The organism is Pseudomonas sp. NBRC 111140 (assembly GCF_001320885.1).
GTDB classification, from domain to species: Bacteria; Pseudomonadota; Gammaproteobacteria; order Pseudomonadales; family Pseudomonadaceae; genus Aquipseudomonas; species Aquipseudomonas putida_P.
In genome coordinates this window covers 1-16,158 of sequence record NZ_BCBQ01000029.1, presented here as the reverse complement: position 1 = coordinate 16,158, position 16,158 = coordinate 1, and the positions used below count along the sequence as shown (strand labels likewise).

Here is a 16,158-nt window from a genome sequence, read left to right as displayed (position 1 = left end):
GGCGTGATAATCGATACTGCTGCAATGAATTTTTGCGTTCGGCGTCGGCGGCGTAAGTTTGACCCAAGGCCCAAACGGGCCACTGTCAAACCACCGCCGTCGAGGTCAGCCCAGATGAACTTCAATCTCTTCCCGGTCATTGCCGCATCCGCCATTTCCGCATCGGTCGTACTGCCAGCGCACGCCCATGCCGACAGCAGCGGCAAGGCTTCTGCTACCCACAGTTACACCGAGCAGTACCTGCGCCAGAGTGCCAATTTCCATGCGGCCCTCAGTGGCAAGCACAACCACTGATGCCAAGCCTCACGCGTACCCTGTGGGAGCGGGTTTACCCGCGAACAAGGGCGAAGCCCTTGCCATGCACCGCGCGACCTGCTTCGCGGGTAAATCCGCTCCCACAGGGCTCCGCGTAAAGTCGAAAGCTGATTACTTGGCCATTACCGACTTAAAAAGCTCCGAAGCCAGCCACCCCTCCAGCCAGCTCCGCACTTGCGGATAAGCCGCCTCGGCGAACCACTGCGGTTCGACCCCGGCAAACTGGCGCATCAGGGGTAGCAACGCGGCATCGGCGAGGCTTGGGTGATCGGCCAGCAAATAGGCTCGCCCCGTCAGCAGGCCTTCGAGTTCCGCCAACCAGGCTTCGGCCTGTTGGCGGTAATGCTCGCGGGGATACGCCGGGTAACGCTCGGCATACTTGTACAGGTTCACCTGCGCCTTGAACGTAGTGTCGTTGCGCGCAATCAGGGCTTCAGCGTGCTGCGCCGCCGCAGGGTCTGCTTGCAGTTGCCAATCCTGCGGGTCATTTTGCGCCAGCGCCCAGCGCATGATGTCCAGGCTCTCTTCCAGCACTCCGGCACCGGTATCCAGCACCGGCACCGTGCCTTTGGGCGACAAGGCCAGCAATTCTGCCGGCTTGTTCTTCATCGCCACCTCGCGTACTTCCACCGTGCAGCCGGCGTAGCGCAAGGCCAGGCGCGCGCGCATGGCCCAGGGGCAGCGGCGGAACGAGTAGAGGATCACCCACACACCTCCACGTCACTCAGGCCATTACCCTGGCGCCGCACCTGGATCTGCACCGGGATGCGCTCGTGCATTTCCTGCACGTGGGAAATCACCGCCACCTTGCGGCCTTGGGCCTGCAAGCCGTCGAGGGCGTCCATGGCAAGTTGCAACGACTCGGGGTCGAGGCTGCCGAAGCCTTCGTCGATGAACAGCGATTCGATGCGCAGGGTGCTGGAGGCCATTGACGCCAGGCCCAGGGCCAGGGCCAGCGATACCAGGAAGGTTTCCCCGCCCGACAACGAGTGCACCGAACGCAGTTCGTCGCCCATCTCGGTATCCAGTACCAGCAGGCCCAGGGCACTGCCGCCGCGCTTGAGGCGGTAGCGGCGGGCCAGCTGGCGTAGCTGGGCGTTGGCGTGGTGCAGCAGCAGGTCGAGGTTGTAGCCTTGGGCAATCTTGCGGAACACGTCGCCCGAAGCCGAACCGATCAGGTCATTCAGGCGACCCCAGCGTTGCCATTGCTGGCGAGCCTCATCGATTTCTGCCGCCAGTGCTTGGTGGGCCTGCTGCCGGCGCTGGTCGTCGGCCTGCAGCGCGCGCAATTCTGCGCACTGTTGCTCGTGCAGGGTCAGGCGCTCGCGTAGCTCGGTCAGGGCTTGCTCCAGGGCTTCGACCGAGGTGTCCACGGTCATTTGCGCGGCGTGCTGCTGCAGGCGCTGCTCACGTTCCTGCAGCAGCACCCGGCCTTGTTCGATGGCCTTTTCAGCGTTTTGCAGGCGCTGGCGCAGTTCATTCACCTGGGCATCATCCATGCCCAGCAGGCGGTCCAGCCCGGCGTCATCCAGTTCCGGGTGCTCGCTGCGCCATTGGGCGATCTGGCCCTGCAACTGCTGGCATTCGCTGGTCAGCGCCTGTTGCTGCTGGGCATTGGCCTTGAGCTCGCTGGCCAGTTGTACGCCCTGGGTGCGCAGTTCCTGCAGGCGCTGGGCGGTGTCGGCGTCAAGGGCACGGGCTTGCTCCAGCGCGGTGTCCATGTGCTGTTGCCAGGCTTCGGCGCTGGCATGTTCGCCGAGCAGCTCGCCGAGCGAGGCCTGGGCTTGCTGGCGTTGCTCGTCGAGGGTAGCCAGCTTTTGTTGCAACTGCTGCTGGCCTTGCACGCGCGCCTGTTGTTGGTCGCGCAGTTTGTCCAGCTGGGTTTGGCGGGCTTGCTGTTCTTCCTGTTCGTCCTTGCGCTGTTCCAGGTGTTGCCGGCGCAGGGCAATTTGCTGGTCAAGGGCCAGGAAGGCATTGGCCGGGTCTTCGTTCAGGGCCTTGAGGGCTTCCTCGGGCAGAACCCCGGCCAGGTCGCTCAGGCCTTGCTGCAACTGCTGCTCATCGTTGGCCAGGGCCTGGTGCTGTTGCTCCAGGTGGCGCTGGGCCTGCTGCTGGGCGTCGTGGGCGGCCTGCAGTTGCTGGTTGAGGCGGGCGGCGTCTTTTTGTAGGGCTAGCAGGACTTTTTGGCGCTTCTCGTCCTGGCCGATGTGTTCGTCCAGGCGCCGCAGTTGGCTGTCGAGCCAGGTGCTACGGGCGATGTCGTCCTGCGGGGCGAGGGCAGGCCACAGGCTGTGCGCCTGTACCTGGGCCACTATTGGCTGCAGCTGTTCGCTCAGGTGTTGCTGTTGCTGCTGGTAGTCCTTGAGTTGAGCATTGACCACACCCAGCTGGGTACGAAGCTCCACCAGTTTGCTGTTGAGGCTTTCGACCTGTTTCTGGGCGGCGTCTTCTTCGGCCTGGTCATGGCGGCCCAGGCTCTGCAGCAGCGCTTCGGGCTGATGGAACGGGTGTTCGGCGCTGCCGCATACCGGGCAGGGTTCGCCGTCGCGCAATTGGCCACGCAGTTCTTCGACGCTGGTGTTGCGTGCCAGGCGCTGGCGCTCCAGCAACTGGCGGGTGAGGGTGAGCGCCTGTTCGGCGGCCTCCAGCTCGGCCTTGGCGGCGGTGCCCTCGGTAATCAGCTGCTGGCGCTGCTGCATGGCCTGCTGCTGCCGTTCGCGCGCGGCGTCCAATTGCTGGCGCAGCTCCCGTTCACGGGCGTGCAGGCGCGACAGTTCCTCGACGGCGCGCTGCTGCTTGCGGTTGTCCTGCAGCATGCCGCCCAGCAGGTCGATCTGCTCGGCAAGGGCCTGTGGTTCGGCCTTGGCCTCGCGGAACAGCAGGTCGTAGGCGTCACGCTCGGCCTGCAAGTGCGCATTGGCCTGGCTGGCCAGGGCCTGCAGGCCGGGCAGCTCGTCGCGGCCTTTGCTCAGGCGGCCGCCTATCAGCATCACCTGTTTAAGTTGCGGCAAGTAGGCGTGCCAGGCATCGGTCAGGCCCGCCAGGTGCTGACTGTCGGCAAGCGCGGTGTCGATCTGTGCCAGTTGCTGCAGGCTGCGCTGCTGATTGTCTTCCAACTGCTGCAGCTGCTGCTGGCCGTCAGCGACTTGCTGTTCAGCCTGTTGGTTGCTGCTGCGCTGGGTGGCCAGCTCCTGGTCCAGGCGGGCCAGGTTGTCCTGGGCGGCAAAGGCCTGGCGCAGGCGTGGGGTGTTTTCGCCATGCTGGGCCTGGCGATCGGCCAGCGCTTGGCGGGCAGCGTTCAGCGCCTGTTCCAGCTCGTGGGTACGCACCTGCAGTGCGTCTTGCTGCTGTTGCAGCTCGGCAATTTTCGCGGCCACTGGCGCCAGTTGTGCGCTGAGTGCCTGTTGGCGATGAAATTGGTGACGTTGTGGCGCCAGGCGCTCCAGGCGTACCAAGTCCAGGCGGGGTTCGGCCAGCAACTGCCAGCCCTGTTCAGCGGCCTGCAGTGCGGTGCCGGCTTCGACGTGCTGGGCTTGCAGCTGGCGTTGCTCATTCAGCCAGCTGCGTTGCTGCTCAAGTTGGCGCTCGCCGGTTTGGTCGGCCTTGAACTGTTGCTGCGCCTGCTCCAGGCGTTGGTCGAGCTCGGTACGGGCTTCGACGGCCATCGGCAACAAGTGGCTGGCGCGGTCATTCAGGGCTTTGTGCGCCTCGCCGGCTTCACGCGCCTTGCTGAAGGCGCGCTGGCCCAGGCGGGTGTAGATGGCGGTGTTGGTGAGCTTTTCCAGCAGTTCGCTGCGCTCTTTGTCGTCGGCCTTGAGGAACGCGCCGAACTCGCTCTGGGCCAGCATCACTGCACGGGTGAACTGCTCGAAGTTCAGGCCCAGACTGGCCTCGACCAGTGGTTTGAACTCGTTCTTGGCGCTGGCCAGTACTTGCTCGCTGTCGAGATCGTAGAGGCTCTGGCGGCTAAGTTGCAGTTTGCCGTTGGCTTTGTCGCGGGCGCGGTTGGCTTCCCAGCGGGCACGGTAGCGGCGGCCATCGATGCCGACGAAATCGACCTCGGCAAAACCGCTGCCGGTGCCACGGCGCAGCAGGTTGCGCGGGTCTGACGTGGGGATTTCGCCGTCGGCATCCGGCACCTTGGCCTCTCGGCCGATGTCATTGAGCCGTGGCACGGTGCCAAACAACGCCAGGCACAAGGCGTCGAGCAGGGTGCTCTTGCCGGCACCGGTCGGCCCGGTGATGGCGAACAGGCCCGCGCTGGCCAAGGGTTCTGCGGTGAAGTCAATTTCGACCGGGCCGGCCAGCGATGCCAGGTTCTTCAGGCGGATGGCGAGAATCTTCATGGCTGTTCCTCTTCCTGCTGCACGTCCTGCAACAGCAGGGCGAAGTCGGCCAGCGCCTGCTCGTCGGCGGGGTTGCCGTAGGCTTGCTCCCAGGCACGGCTGAACAGATCTTGCGGGGTCATCTGGGCCAGTTCGACAAAGGCCAAGTCGTCATCTTCGGCGTTGGTGCGGCCAGCGTATTCGGCGCTGATGCGGATCAGCCGTACCGCCTTACCCTCCAGCGCGGTTTCGATTTGCTGGCGCAGGTCGGGTTGCGGCTCGTCCAGAACAACCCGCACTTCCAGCCAGGGTTGGCGGTTGGGGTCTTCGAGCAGGTCGATCACCGGCAGGTCGGCCAGTTGCTGCAGCAGCTCGCCCAACGGTGCCGGGCCCACCCGTTGCAGGGCTACCGCGCGCGGTACCGGGCGCGGTTCGACGCTGACCAGGCCAGCGCCGTCCAGCTCCACTTCCAGCACCTGGTGTGGGTAGTTGATTTCGGCGAACGACAGCGGAATCGGCGAGCCGCTGTAGCGAATACGCTCTTCGCGGTTGACCTTCTGCGGTTTGTGCAGGTGGCCCAGGGCAACGTAGCTGATGGCCTTGTCGAACAGCTTGGCCGGCAGCGCCTCGGCATTGCCGATGATCAGGCTGCGCTCGGAGTCTTCCGACACGGATCCACCGGCCATGTGTGCATGGCTGATGGCGATCAGCGCCTGGTCTTTCTTGCGCTTTTTTTGCGCGGCGGCGATCAGTTGCTGGTGCACCTGGGTGATGCCTTGCAGGTAGTCGTCACCCAGGTGCGGGCCGGTCACTTCAGCCGGGCGCAGGAAAGGCAGGGCCAGGCACCAGGCAGCGACCTTGCCACGGCCGTTGGTCAGCGGAATCAGCAGCCGCTCGGCATCCAGCTGGCCTTCGTCCAGCCAGTGCACACGGCCCAGGGCATGGGTGCGCAGGCGCCGCATGAGCGCGGCGGGCAGTTCGATGCGCGAGCCCGAGTCGTGGTTGCCGGCGATCATCACGATGTCCAGCTTGGGCTGTTGCTCGTGGGCCTGGACGATGAAGTCGTAGAGGCGTTCCTGGGCTTTGACCGGCGGGTTGACCGTGTCGAAGATATCGCCGGCGATCAGCAGCGCATCGGGTTGACGCAGGTGCAGCTGGCCGAGCAGCCAGTCGAGGAAGCAGGCGTGTTCGAAGTCGCGTTCCTGGCCGTGCAGGCTTTGGCCCAGGTGCCAGTCGGAGGTATGAAACAGACGCATGGATGACCTGTTGGTGTCGAATCGGGCAAGCGGGGGAAGGGCGGTATGGTAACCCAAGCGTGGGGCCGCTGTGCGGCCCAATCGCGACACAAGGCCGCGGCTACAGGGATCGTGCAGGCAGCGCGTTACTTGGGATAAAGCGGCGGCAAGGTGCCGGTCTCACCCGCCGGCAACAACACCTGCTCGGCCGGCGGAATCGTCCCGATCGCCCGCCACAAATCCTCCCCCTGCCAATATTGGCCACTCTCGCTGTACAACGCCCCGTTCAACCCATCCAGCGCATCCGACAACGGCACGAAGCGCGCCGCCATCTCGGCCAGGGTTTCCGGCTGTTGCCGGGCCCAGGCATCCAGCGCCTGGCGCGTGGCCTGTGGGTCGTTGGCCTGGCACGCGCGCTTGAGGTCATCCAGCAGGGTACGCGGGCTTGGCCCGTTCTGCGCGGCACGCAGCACCGCAGGCCGCGAGCGGGCGCGCCACCACAGGGCAAAGCCCAGCACGGTGGTCAGGGCGAACAGCAGTGTGGCTAGCTGCCAAGGCCACAGCAGGGTACTGGCGTTGCTGTTTTCGCCCACCGGGGTGTCGGCGCTCAGCGCCGGGTTGTCCTGCACGTTCAAGGTGCGCGCTGGCAAACTGCTGTGTTCCAAGTGGTCTTCGCGTGTGTTCCACCAGGCCACTTCCAGCGCCGGTAAGGCCAACGTGCCGGCGTGGGTGGGCACCAGGGCTTCGCGCTCTTCGCGGTTGGCGGTCATGCCGCGTTCGTTGATTTCGTTGCGCAACAGCGGCTGGTCGGGGTAGCGGCGCAGGCCGATGATCTCCGTGGCCGGCAGCGGCGGCAGTTGGGTGCTGGACAAGCCTTCGGCACGCAAGGTGATGTTGCGCGTCAGTGAGTCGCCAATTTGCACCTTCTGGCTGCCGGGGTCGGGGTTCCAGTGCTCTTCCAGGGTCAGGTTGCGCGCTGGCAGCCACGGCACGCCGGCGGGCCAGGCGGCCGGAATAGGCCGAACAGTGAGGCGCAACGGCAGCGAGCTGACCTGTACCTGGCGGCCGGCGCGGGCGGTGCCGTTGGCCTGTGGCGCCTCGTCGTTGCTGGCGGCGGCCGTGGCGGTGAACGTCAGTGGCGGGATGTCGAGGCTGCCGCTTTGCTGGGCGTACACTGCATAGCGGGTTTCGATCACGCCGTGACGCACGCCGTTGATTTCCTTTTCATAGGTGCGCGATTCGCCCAGTGGCTCGACCTTGGCGTTCTCCAGTTGCAGCGGGGTCAGGCTGCTGTCGTCGTACAGGGCTACCGAGTGGTAGATGCGCAGGGTGAGCACGGCCTGTGCCTGGACATAGACGTCGTTGCTGTCGAGGGTGGCCTCGATGAACACCTGTGAGGCGCTGTCCGGGCGGCTGGCATCGGCTTGCAGCACTTGCAGTTCGATGGCCTGGCTGTGCGACTGGCCCAGTTGCAGCTCGGGAATGCGCAGGCTGCCGCTGCGCCGTGGCAGCAGGGTGATGATCCAGCGGGTACTGGCGCGGGTTTCGCCGTCGAGGGTATGCAAGCTGTTCAGCTGGCGCGTGCCGCGCACTTCGAAGTCACCTTCCAGGGCGCGTAGGTCGGGCTTGCCGAACTGGGTAACGTCCTGGCTTTCCAGGGTCAGTTCCAGGCTTTCGCCGGCCTCCAGGCGAGTGCGGTCGACGCTGGCTTGCAGCAGCGGTTCGGCCTGAGCCAGAACGGCCCATAGCAGGGTGAGGAGAAAGACGCCGAAGCGACTCATCGTGGGTTTTCCTGATGCAATTGCTGTTCATACCAGAACTTGCGCCGCAGCAGCTCCGCCGGGTTGTCGGGGATTTCCCGCAGCCATTGTTCCAGGGCCTGGCGCTGTTCGGTATCGAGGTTGGTGGACACCGGGCGCTGTGGCGGCTGGATGACGCTGTCGTCCCCCCCGGCCTGGTTGCCGGGTGCGGCTTGGTTGTTGCTGCTGCTTTCGCCAGCTTGTTCGGCGTTGGCTTCCTGGTCGTTGCCGGGTGTGCCTTGGGCCGGGCTGCCAGCCGAGCTGCTGTTGCCTTCGGTTTCGCTGCCAGGTGTGCCTTGGGCATCACTGCTGGGCGGTTGTTCCTCGGCCTTGGCTTCACGCTGCTGCAGCAGTTGTTGCACCAGTGCCTGGTTGTCCAGCGCGGCTTGCAGGTCGGGCTGACGCTCCAAGGCTTGCTCGTAGGCGTCCAGGGCGGCTTCCAGTTCGCCGCTGTGGGCCAGGGCATTGCCTCGATTGTAGTGGGCGGCTGCGGTGTCGCCTTGGGAAAATGCTTCGGCGGCTCCGGCATAGTCGCCGGCCTGGTACAAGGCCATGCCGCGCCATTGCGAGTCCTGGAAGTGGCGCGCAGCGCTGGCCGGGCGATTTTGCTCCAGCAGCCGCTGGCCTTGCTGGTCGGGGCGCAGCCACAGGTCGTTGAATTCGAAAGCCTGGCTGGGCTGCGGCAAGGCCAGCAGCAGAGGCAGGCAGAACAGCCAGCCGCGCCGGCCGGCACAGGCGGCTAGCAGCAGCAATGGGATCAGCAGCCAGTAACCCTGGTCGGCCCAGCTGTCCAGCTGCAGGGTCTGGCCGTCATTGCGCCCGACCCGTGGGTTGTCGAACAGGCCCAGTCCGCGCAGGTCGAGGTCGTCTATACGGGCATGCCTGTAGCGCCCGCCGGTGCCGCTGATAAAGCTTTTGAGGCTGGCGCTGTCCAGACGTGGCAGGAGGATGCCGCCCTGGTCGTCCTTGAGGTATTCGCCGTTGGCCTGGCGCACGGGGGCGCCTTCTCGACTGCCGATGCCCAGCATCAGCAGGCTTGGGCCTTGGCGGCCGAGGGCCTGGGCAATGCCCTGGCGCTCTGGCGCGCTGAGGGCCGAGGCGATCAGCAGCAGGCGGCCTTGTCCGAGCCCGCTCTGGGCCAGCAGCGCCAGGCCTTTTTGCACGGCCAGGTCGGCGCGTTGGCCGGGTTTGGGCATGATCGATGGGTCGATGGCCTCGAGCAAGTTGCGGGTGGTGGCCAGGTCGTCGGACAGCGGCACCAGGGTGTGCGCGGACCCGGCATACACCACCAGCGCCGTCTGGCTGTCGCGGCGGTGTTCAAGCAGGTCGAGGATTTTGCGCCGGGCCTGTTCCAGGCGGTTGGGCGGGCTGTCTTCGGCGAGCATCTGCGGGGTCAGTTCGAGCAGGATCACCAGTGGGTCGGCCGGCCGTTGGCGGCTTTCTTCCACGCGCTGCCAGCTGGGCCCGAGCAAGGCCAGGATCACCAGCGCCCAGGCCAGGCCCAGGGCTATCCACGGCAATTTGCTGGTGCTGCCGCTGCCACCGCCCAGCAATACGCCATGGAAGGCGGGCGGCAAAATCATCTGCCAGCGCCCGGCGCGTTTGCGCCGGTGCCACAGCTTGTACAGCAGCCAGCCGAGCAGGGGCACCGCCAGCAACCAGAGCGGACGCAGCCATTGCGGCCATAGGTCGATCATCGCCGCCTCCTCAAGCGCAGGCGCTTCAAACGCTGGCGCCATTCGGGGTGCGGCTGCAGGAAACGCGGCTTGCGCAGCAGGCGTTGCAGCAGGTTGTCGGGCCACTGCACGGCCACTACCAGTAGCACGCTGAGCAGCAGCGCCAGGGCCAATGGCCAGGCGTACAGGGCCTGAGCAGTGCGGGCTTGGGTCGGTTGCTGGGCCACCGGCTCCAGCTGGTCGAGGGTGTCGCCGATGGCGTCCAGCTCGGCGCCGTCATGGGCGCGGAAGTAGGCACCGTGGGTGATGTCGGCAATTTCCTTGAGGGCGGCCTCGTCCAGGTCCAGGCTCGGGTTGAGGCCGAGCAGGCCGGGGGTGCCACTGGCTTCGGGGTTGGCGCCGATACCGATGGTGTAGATGCGTACCCCTTCCTGGGCCGCCAGGCGGGCGGCGGTCAGTGGGTGGATCTGCCCGCCGTTGTTGGCACCGTCGGTGATCAGCACCAGCACTCGGCTTTGAGCCGGGCGTTGGCGCAGGCGTTTGACCGCCAGGCCAATGGCGTCGCCGATGGCGGTGTTCTTGCCGGCGATACCGATTTGCGCTTCGTCGAGGAAGGTGCGCACGGTGCGTCGGTCGAAGGTGAGCGGCGCCTGCAAGTACGCCTGGCTGCCGAACAGGATCAGCCCCACGCGGTCGCCTTCACGGTCTTGCAGAAAATCGCCCATCAGCGCTTTGACCAGGTCGAGGCGGCTGATGTCTTCGTTTTTCCACTGCATGTCGGGGAAGTCCATCGACCCGGACACGTCTACCGCTACCAGCAGGTCGCGGCCGCTGGCGGCCACTGGCACCGGTTCGCCCAGCCATTGCGGGCGAGCAGCAGCGCACAGCAGCAGCAGCCAGATGACGACGAACGGCGCCTGCTGGCGCCAGGTTGGCAGGTTAAGCCGCGCACGGCGCCCGGCCAGGCCTTCCAGTTCACTGAGGAAGCCTACCTTGAGTACCGGCTCGCCACTGTCGGCGGCCGGCAGCAGCAGGCGCGCCAGCCAAGGCAGCGGCAACAGGGCGAAGACCCACGGCCAGGCCAGTTCAAACATGCTTGCGGATCCAGGTTTCGACGGCTTGGCTGAGCCCGGCAATGGCCTTGTCGTCGAGTTTGCACTCGGGTTTGTAGGCGCCTTCGACCAGTACCATCCAGCGGGTCAGGCCGGCGGCCGGGCAACGGTTGTCGAGAAATGCCAGCCACTGGCGGCCGTTGAGCGTGTGGCTATTGGCGCCTGGGTAGTGGTTGCGGCACAGGCGCTTGAGCAGGGCGTTGATCTGTTGCAGCCAGGCGCCCGCCGGGGCGCCGTCGTACGGGCGTGGCAGGCGGGCCAGCTCGGCCAGGGCTTCCACGCGCACCGGGTCCAGAGGTTGCTCGGCGCGCACGATGCGGCGCTTGCCCGGGCGCCAGCGACGCAGCCGCCACAGGCCCCAGCCCAGCAGCGGTAACACGGCCAGTAGCAGCCACCAGCCCGGTGCCGGTGGCCACAGGCTGATCGGTGCCGGAGCGATCAGCGGGTGCAATTGATCGAGCGGGTTCATGACGCGCTCCGTGGGCGCTGGGCGTTCAGGTACTCGCGCAGTTGCTCGATCATTTCGCTTTGCGTGCTCAGTGGCATCAGTATCACCCGCAGCTTTTGCGCCAGCACCTCCCAGCGCTCGATGCGTGCTTCGGCCTGTTGGCGGTAGGCCTGGCGAAGGTTGGCGTCGAGGGTGTCCAGCTCCAGCTGGGCGCTGCGCTGGGCGAAGCGCAGCAGGCCGGCGGCGGGCAGGGCATGGTCGAGCGGGTCGGACACCGGCAACAACAGCAGGTCGCAATGCCGCGAGAGCATGGCCAGGTGCTGTTCCACCTGGGCGCTGAGCGAGCGTTCGTCGCAGATCACGATGGCCAGGCTGCCGGGGCGCAGCACTTCGCGGGCACGGCGCAGGGCCAGGCCGAGGCTGTCGGCCCCGGGCGTGGCCTCGGTGTGCAGCGACTGGTTGACCTTGGCCAGGCGATTGAGCAATTGCAGCAGGCTTTGTTTGCTGCGCCGGGGTTTGATTTCGTGGTGTTCGTTGTCGCCGAACACCAGGCCGCCGATGCGGTCGTTGTGGCCCAGCGCGGCCCAGCCGAACAGTGCGGCGGCCTGGGCCGCCAGCACCGATTTGAACATCAGCCCCGAACCGAAGAACAGCCGCTGGCTTTGTTCGACGAGGATGAAGATTGGCCGCTCGCGCTCTTCGTGGAACAGCTTGGTGTGCGGTTCCTGGGTACGTGCAGTGACCCGCCAGTCGATGTTGCGCACATCATCGCCGGCCTGGTACACGCGCACCTGGTCGAAGTCCACGCCGCGCCCACGCAGCTTGGAATGGTGCAGGCCCACCAGCGGGCTGCGCTGGCCGGGCTTGGAAAACAGCTGGATTTCGCGCACGCGGTGGCGCATGTCGATCAGCTCGGCAAGGCCGATGCGGATGCCAGGTTCGGTCAGCTGCGCAGTGGGCATGGGCTCAGGCAACGGCGACGACGTCGAGGATGCGCTGGACCACGCGGTCCTGGTCGATCCCTGCCGCCTCGGCCTCGAACGAGAGGATGATGCGGTGGCGCAGCACGTCGAACAGCACGGCCTGGATGTCTTCGGGGCTGACGAAGTCGCGCCCGGCCAGCCAGGCGTGGGCACGCGCGCAACGGTCCAGCGAAATGGAACCGCGCGGGCTGGCGCCGTAGGCGATCCAGTCGGCAAGTTCCGTGTCGAACTTGGCCGGGGTGCGGGTGGCCATGACCAACTGCACCAGGTATTCCTCCACCGCATCGGCCATGTACAGGCCAAGGATTTCCTTGCGCGCGGCAAAGATGGCCTGTTGGCTGACCCGGCGCTCGGGCTTGGTCTCGCCGCCCAGGGCTTCGCCACGGGCCTGCGCCAGGATGCGCCGTTCTACCGCTGCGTCGGGGAAGCCGATTTTTACGTGCATCAGGAAGCGGTCGAGCTGGGCTTCGGGCAGCGGGTAGGTGCCTTCCTGCTCGATCGGGTTCTGCGTGGCCATGACCAGGAACAGTGGCGACAGGTCGTAAGTGCTGCGGCCCACGCTGACCTGGCGCTCGGCCATGGCTTCGAGCAGCGCGGACTGCACCTTGGCCGGGGCACGGTTGATTTCGTCGGCCAGCACCAGGTTATGGAAGATCGGCCCTTGCTGGAACACGAAACTGCCGGTTTCCGGGCGGTAGATTTCTGTGCCGGTGATGTCGGCCGGAAGCAGGTCGGGGGTGAACTGGATGCGATGGAACTGTGCCTCGATGCCTTCGGCGAGTTCTTTGATGGCTTTGGTCTTGGCCAGGCCCGGGGCACCTTCGACCAGCATGTGGCCGTCGGCCAGCAGCACGATCAACAGCCGCTCGACCAGTTTCTCCTGGCCTAGGATCTGGGAAGAAAGAAAGGTGCGCAGCGCGATCAGCGCTTCACGGTGTTCCATCGGCGACGGTTCCTGGTAGAGGGCCTGAGGCGGCTGAAGGCAGCTGCCCTGGCAAGGGCTGATACTTTAATCCATCCGGGGGGCGGCGACTAATGGCGGCGGGTAAATTTATCTTCGCGCTGGGGTGTGCTGCTACAGAAATGTCTTACGTATGGCTGGCCATTGCCTGATGTTCCGCGCCGGTGTGCTGGCGCCTGCTTGTGCTTTTTGGGCAAGCAGAAGGCACGATGATGAAAATGAGCAGCGGCAGCACGCCAACCCCAACGCCGGTCACCCTGCGTTTTGGCGTGTTCTTCGATGGCACTGGTAACAACCAGCACAATGCCACGGCGATGGATGAGCAGGGCAGCAAGGGCTGCAGTTATGGCAATGCCTTGAGCAATGTGGCCCTTTTGCATGCGTTGTATCCGGCAGATGCAGCCAATGCCAATGGCCCGCAGGCGTTTTTGAAACAATATGTGGAGGGCGTGGGCACCCTGGCCGGTGAAGCCGACCATGTCTACGCCTCTGCCACCGGGCGTGGGCGTACGGGGGCCGAGGCGCGGGTTGCCGAGGCTTTGCAGGGCATGGCCGAGCAACTGCAGGTGTGGCAGCGGGCGCATCCGCAGGCACTGCTGGAGCGGGTCGAGTTCGATCTGTTCGGGTTCAGCCGCGGAGCGGCGGCGGTGCGGCACCTGGCCAACCTGCTGAACGATGGCGCGGGCGGGGTGTTGCCGGTGGTGTGTGAAACCTCGATCAACTTTATCGGCCTGTTCGACACCGTAGCGGCGATCATCGCGCCGTTGCAGGGTGACTTCGATCCCGCCAACGGCCGCCATGGCAACCTGCGCCTGGGGCTGGCTGCGGGTATAGCCCGACAGGTGGTGCAACTGGTGGCGGGGGACGAGCTGCGGCACAACTTCCCGCTGGTGTGCAGTGGTCACGACATCGTGCTGCCGGGCGTGCACTCGAATATAGGGAGTGGGTACCCGGAAACCACGTTGGAACAGGTACTGCTGTGCAAGCCGCAGTCACAGCGTGTGCCGGTGGGCATGCGTGCCGAGCAGAGCCGCGTGCATGCCACGGCAAGTGCCTTGCTGGCTTCGGCGTTTGCCAATATGGGCGAACCCAGGCCGCAAGTAACGACCTGGGAGGAGCCGATTGCCGGCGGCCGACCGGATGAGGCGCAAAAGCAGGTGTACGCAGCGGTGTACCGCGAGCGGCAGGTGGCGGGGCAGTTGTCCCGGGTGTACTTGAGCGTGATGCGGGCGTTGGCGGTACGGGCTGGCGTGCCGTTTGCGCCGTTGGGCGGGCAGGCTGAACATGGGGTGCCGGATGAATTGCTGGCGATTAGCCGCAAGTTGCATGCGTTTGCCCTTGGAGAAGTTACCCAGCTGGGGTTGAGTGAGCAAGAGCAGCAGCTGTTGCGCGAGAAGTACGTGCATGCGTCGGCGAACTGGAATGCACTGAAGGGCTTGCGCAACAGTGTGCTGGATGTGCTGTTCGTCAATCGGCCGGGGGCAGGCGGGCGAGTGGTGCATGCGAACCCGGCACACTGAGCCATCGAAATGACTGGGCAAGGCTGCTTCTACAGGGTGCGCGCCAGTCGTTCAGCGTTGCGGGCCCTGGCCAGGTACGCCTCCTGCGCCAGCGTCAGCAGCACCGTCAGCAGCATGAACATGACTGATGCGATGAAAACCCCGTTGGGCAGGTGCTGGTCGAGCATCCAGCCGAACGCCACCGGCCCGAGGGCGCCACCGATGTTGAACCCGGTCGACACCAGCCCGAAGGTTTTGCCCTCGGCACCTGGCGGCGCCGCCGCCTTGACCAGCATGTCCCGCGATGGGGCGATGACCCCGGTCAGCAGGCCAATGGCGCCCAATACAACCACCAGTGCCCAGTCCTGCAGCAGCCCCAGGGCCACCAGCGCGGTCAGTGCCGCTGCCAGTGCGAAGGCCAGCGCCGCCACCAGACCGTGGCGCCGGGTACGGTCGGCCAAGGCGCCACCGCACAGTACACCGGCAGCGCTGCACAGCAGGAAAGCGGTGAGTGCGGTGTTGGCCCAGGCCAGTGTCAGGCCTTGGCCCTGAATCAGGGCGGCTACGGAAAACTTCTCGATGGCACTGGTGCTCAGGTTGAGCAGGATGAACAACACCGTCAGCACGCCGATCATCGGTGTGAACACGCGCAGGCGGCCTGTTGTTGGCGCCGGGCCTGCGCCTTCTTTGTTGCAAGGCCTGGCAGCCTGGTACACGCCACTGCCCGGTATCGATATCAGCAGCAGCGCAGCTACCCCGAACACCGCGCCCACCGCCAGGGCTGCCGGTGTGCCGAACACGGTGGCGATGCCGAGGAAAAGTGCCGGCGTAACCGCCGAGCCGAGGAAGCCGGCGAAGGTATGAACAGAGAACGACCGCCCCAGGCGTGCCGGCTCGATGCCATTGGCCAGCAGTGCATAGTCTGCCGGGTGATACACGCCATTGGCCAGGCCGGCCATGGCCATTGCCACCAGCAATACCGCGTGACTGGGGCTGGCCGCCAGCAGCAGGAAGCTGAGGCTGCCCAGCAACAGCCCGGCCTTGAGCACTTTACGCGCTCCATAGTGGTCGACGGCATAACCCAGCGGGGCCTGTACCAGGGCCGAAACGATGTTGAACACCGCCAGGGCTACGCCGAGCTCGACGAAGCCCACCCCCAGCAGGCCAGGCAGCACGGGCAGTAGCGCCGGGATCAGCATGATGTGTACATGGCTGACGAAGTGCACGGCAGCAATTTGAGTGAGTAGCTTGGGGCCAGCTTGGGGCATGTCGATACCTGTCGAACGGCGTGCGCCTTTGGCGCACAGCAAGGAGGTGGAAGCCCGGTTAGCGGGAGGCGCCGCCGAAGCCGGGCAGGCGACCGTTCAGCGCAGCATGGGCCAGCAGGCCAATCACCAAGCCCCAAAAGGCCCCGCCAATGCCGAGCAGGCTGATATTCGCAGCCGCTGCCAGGAAGGTGATCAGTGCGGCCTCGCGTGAGCGGGCATCGGCCATTGCGCTGGCCAGGCTGGCGCCGATGGTGCCCAGTAGTGCAAGGCCTGCCAGGGTGGTGATGAAGGTGGCGGGCAGGGCCATGAACACACTCGCCAGGGTGACGCCGAACACCCCCACGAGGATGTAGCAGACACCGGCAGCGATCCCCGCCACCCAGCGCTTGCTCGGGTCTTCATGGGCTTCCTTGCCGGTGCAGATGGCCGCCGTGATAGCGGCGATGTTGAAGGCGTGTGAGCCGAAAGGGGCCATCAGCAACGAACCCAGGCCAGTGACCGCGACGATCGGGCTGGCGCTGGTCTTGAAGCCGTCAT

13 protein-coding genes are annotated in these 16,158 nt (G+C 65.8%); 2 read left to right on the top strand and 11 right to left on the bottom strand.

Going from position 1 to position 16,158, the window contains the following annotated elements:
* The first annotated feature begins 114 nt into the window (after positions 1-114).
* Positions 115-294: a hypothetical protein gene (locus APH42_RS11835; protein ID WP_012271225.1), complete on the top strand. Its 180-nt coding sequence runs from the start codon at positions 115-117 to the stop codon at positions 292-294.
* 132 nt (positions 295-426) lie between these two features.
* Here APH42_RS11835 and APH42_RS11830 read toward each other — a convergent pair whose 3' ends face one another.
* The 9 genes from APH42_RS11830 to APH42_RS11790 all read right to left on the bottom strand — a co-directional run bounded on the left by APH42_RS11830 (position 427) and on the right by APH42_RS11790 (position 12,836).
* A complete protein-coding gene (locus APH42_RS11830) occupies positions 427-1,020 on the bottom strand; it encodes a glutathione S-transferase (protein ID WP_060493350.1) in 594 nt (197 codons plus the stop codon).
* Positions 1,017-4,661, bottom strand: coding sequence for an SbcC/MukB-like Walker B domain-containing protein (locus APH42_RS11825; RefSeq protein ID WP_060493349.1), 3,645 nt, complete (start codon positions 4,659-4,661; stop codon positions 1,017-1,019). The genes APH42_RS11830 and APH42_RS11825 overlap by 4 nt, the downstream gene beginning before the upstream one ends.
* On the bottom strand, positions 4,658-5,896 hold the full coding sequence (locus tag APH42_RS11820; RefSeq protein WP_012271228.1) for an exonuclease SbcCD subunit D C-terminal domain-containing protein: 1,239 nt from the start codon (positions 5,894-5,896) through the stop codon (positions 4,658-4,660). The genes APH42_RS11825 and APH42_RS11820 overlap by 4 nt, the downstream gene beginning before the upstream one ends.
* A 125-nt stretch (positions 5,897-6,021) precedes the next feature.
* Positions 6,022-7,656, bottom strand: a complete 1,635-nt coding sequence (locus APH42_RS11815) for a BatD family protein (protein WP_060493348.1) — start codon at positions 7,654-7,656, stop codon at positions 6,022-6,024.
* Entirely contained in the window at positions 7,653-9,371 is a 1,719-nt protein-coding gene (locus APH42_RS11810; RefSeq protein ID WP_060493347.1) for a tetratricopeptide repeat protein, read from the bottom strand. The genes APH42_RS11815 and APH42_RS11810 overlap by 4 nt, the downstream gene beginning before the upstream one ends.
* Positions 9,368-10,444, bottom strand: coding sequence for a VWA domain-containing protein (locus tag APH42_RS11805; RefSeq protein WP_060493346.1), 1,077 nt, complete (start codon positions 10,442-10,444; stop codon positions 9,368-9,370). The genes APH42_RS11810 and APH42_RS11805 overlap by 4 nt, the downstream gene beginning before the upstream one ends.
* Positions 10,437-10,931 carry a DUF4381 domain-containing protein gene (locus APH42_RS11800; protein WP_060493345.1) on the bottom strand — a complete coding sequence of 165 codons (495 nt, stop codon included), beginning with the start codon at positions 10,929-10,931 and terminating at the stop codon, positions 10,437-10,439. Before APH42_RS11800 ends, APH42_RS11805 begins: the two co-directional genes overlap by 8 nt.
* Positions 10,928-11,872: a DUF58 domain-containing protein gene (locus tag APH42_RS11795; RefSeq protein WP_012271234.1), complete on the bottom strand. Its 945-nt coding sequence runs from the start codon at positions 11,870-11,872 to the stop codon at positions 10,928-10,930. The genes APH42_RS11800 and APH42_RS11795 overlap by 4 nt, the downstream gene beginning before the upstream one ends.
* Positions 11,873-11,876: 4 nt before the next feature.
* Positions 11,877-12,836 carry a MoxR family ATPase gene (locus APH42_RS11790; protein WP_012271235.1) on the bottom strand — a complete coding sequence of 320 codons (960 nt, stop codon included), beginning with the start codon at positions 12,834-12,836 and terminating at the stop codon, positions 11,877-11,879.
* Between the two features lie 227 nt (positions 12,837-13,063).
* On the opposite strand from APH42_RS11790, the gene APH42_RS11785 reads away from it, so the two are divergent.
* On the top strand, positions 13,064-14,374 hold the full coding sequence (locus APH42_RS11785) for a DUF2235 domain-containing protein (RefSeq protein WP_060493344.1): 1,311 nt from the start codon (positions 13,064-13,066) through the stop codon (positions 14,372-14,374).
* Between the two features lie 29 nt (positions 14,375-14,403).
* On the opposite strand, the gene APH42_RS11780 is transcribed toward APH42_RS11785, so the two are convergent.
* Together APH42_RS11780 and APH42_RS11775 are read right to left on the bottom strand one after the other, a co-directional pair.
* Positions 14,404-15,621 carry an MFS transporter gene (locus APH42_RS11780; protein WP_060493343.1) on the bottom strand — a complete coding sequence of 406 codons (1,218 nt, stop codon included), beginning with the start codon at positions 15,619-15,621 and terminating at the stop codon, positions 14,404-14,406.
* A gap of 58 nt (positions 15,622-15,679) precedes the next feature.
* The coding region (locus tag APH42_RS11775) for a benzoate/H(+) symporter BenE family transporter (protein WP_177336850.1) at positions 15,680-16,158 on the bottom strand (479 nt) is incomplete at its 5' end.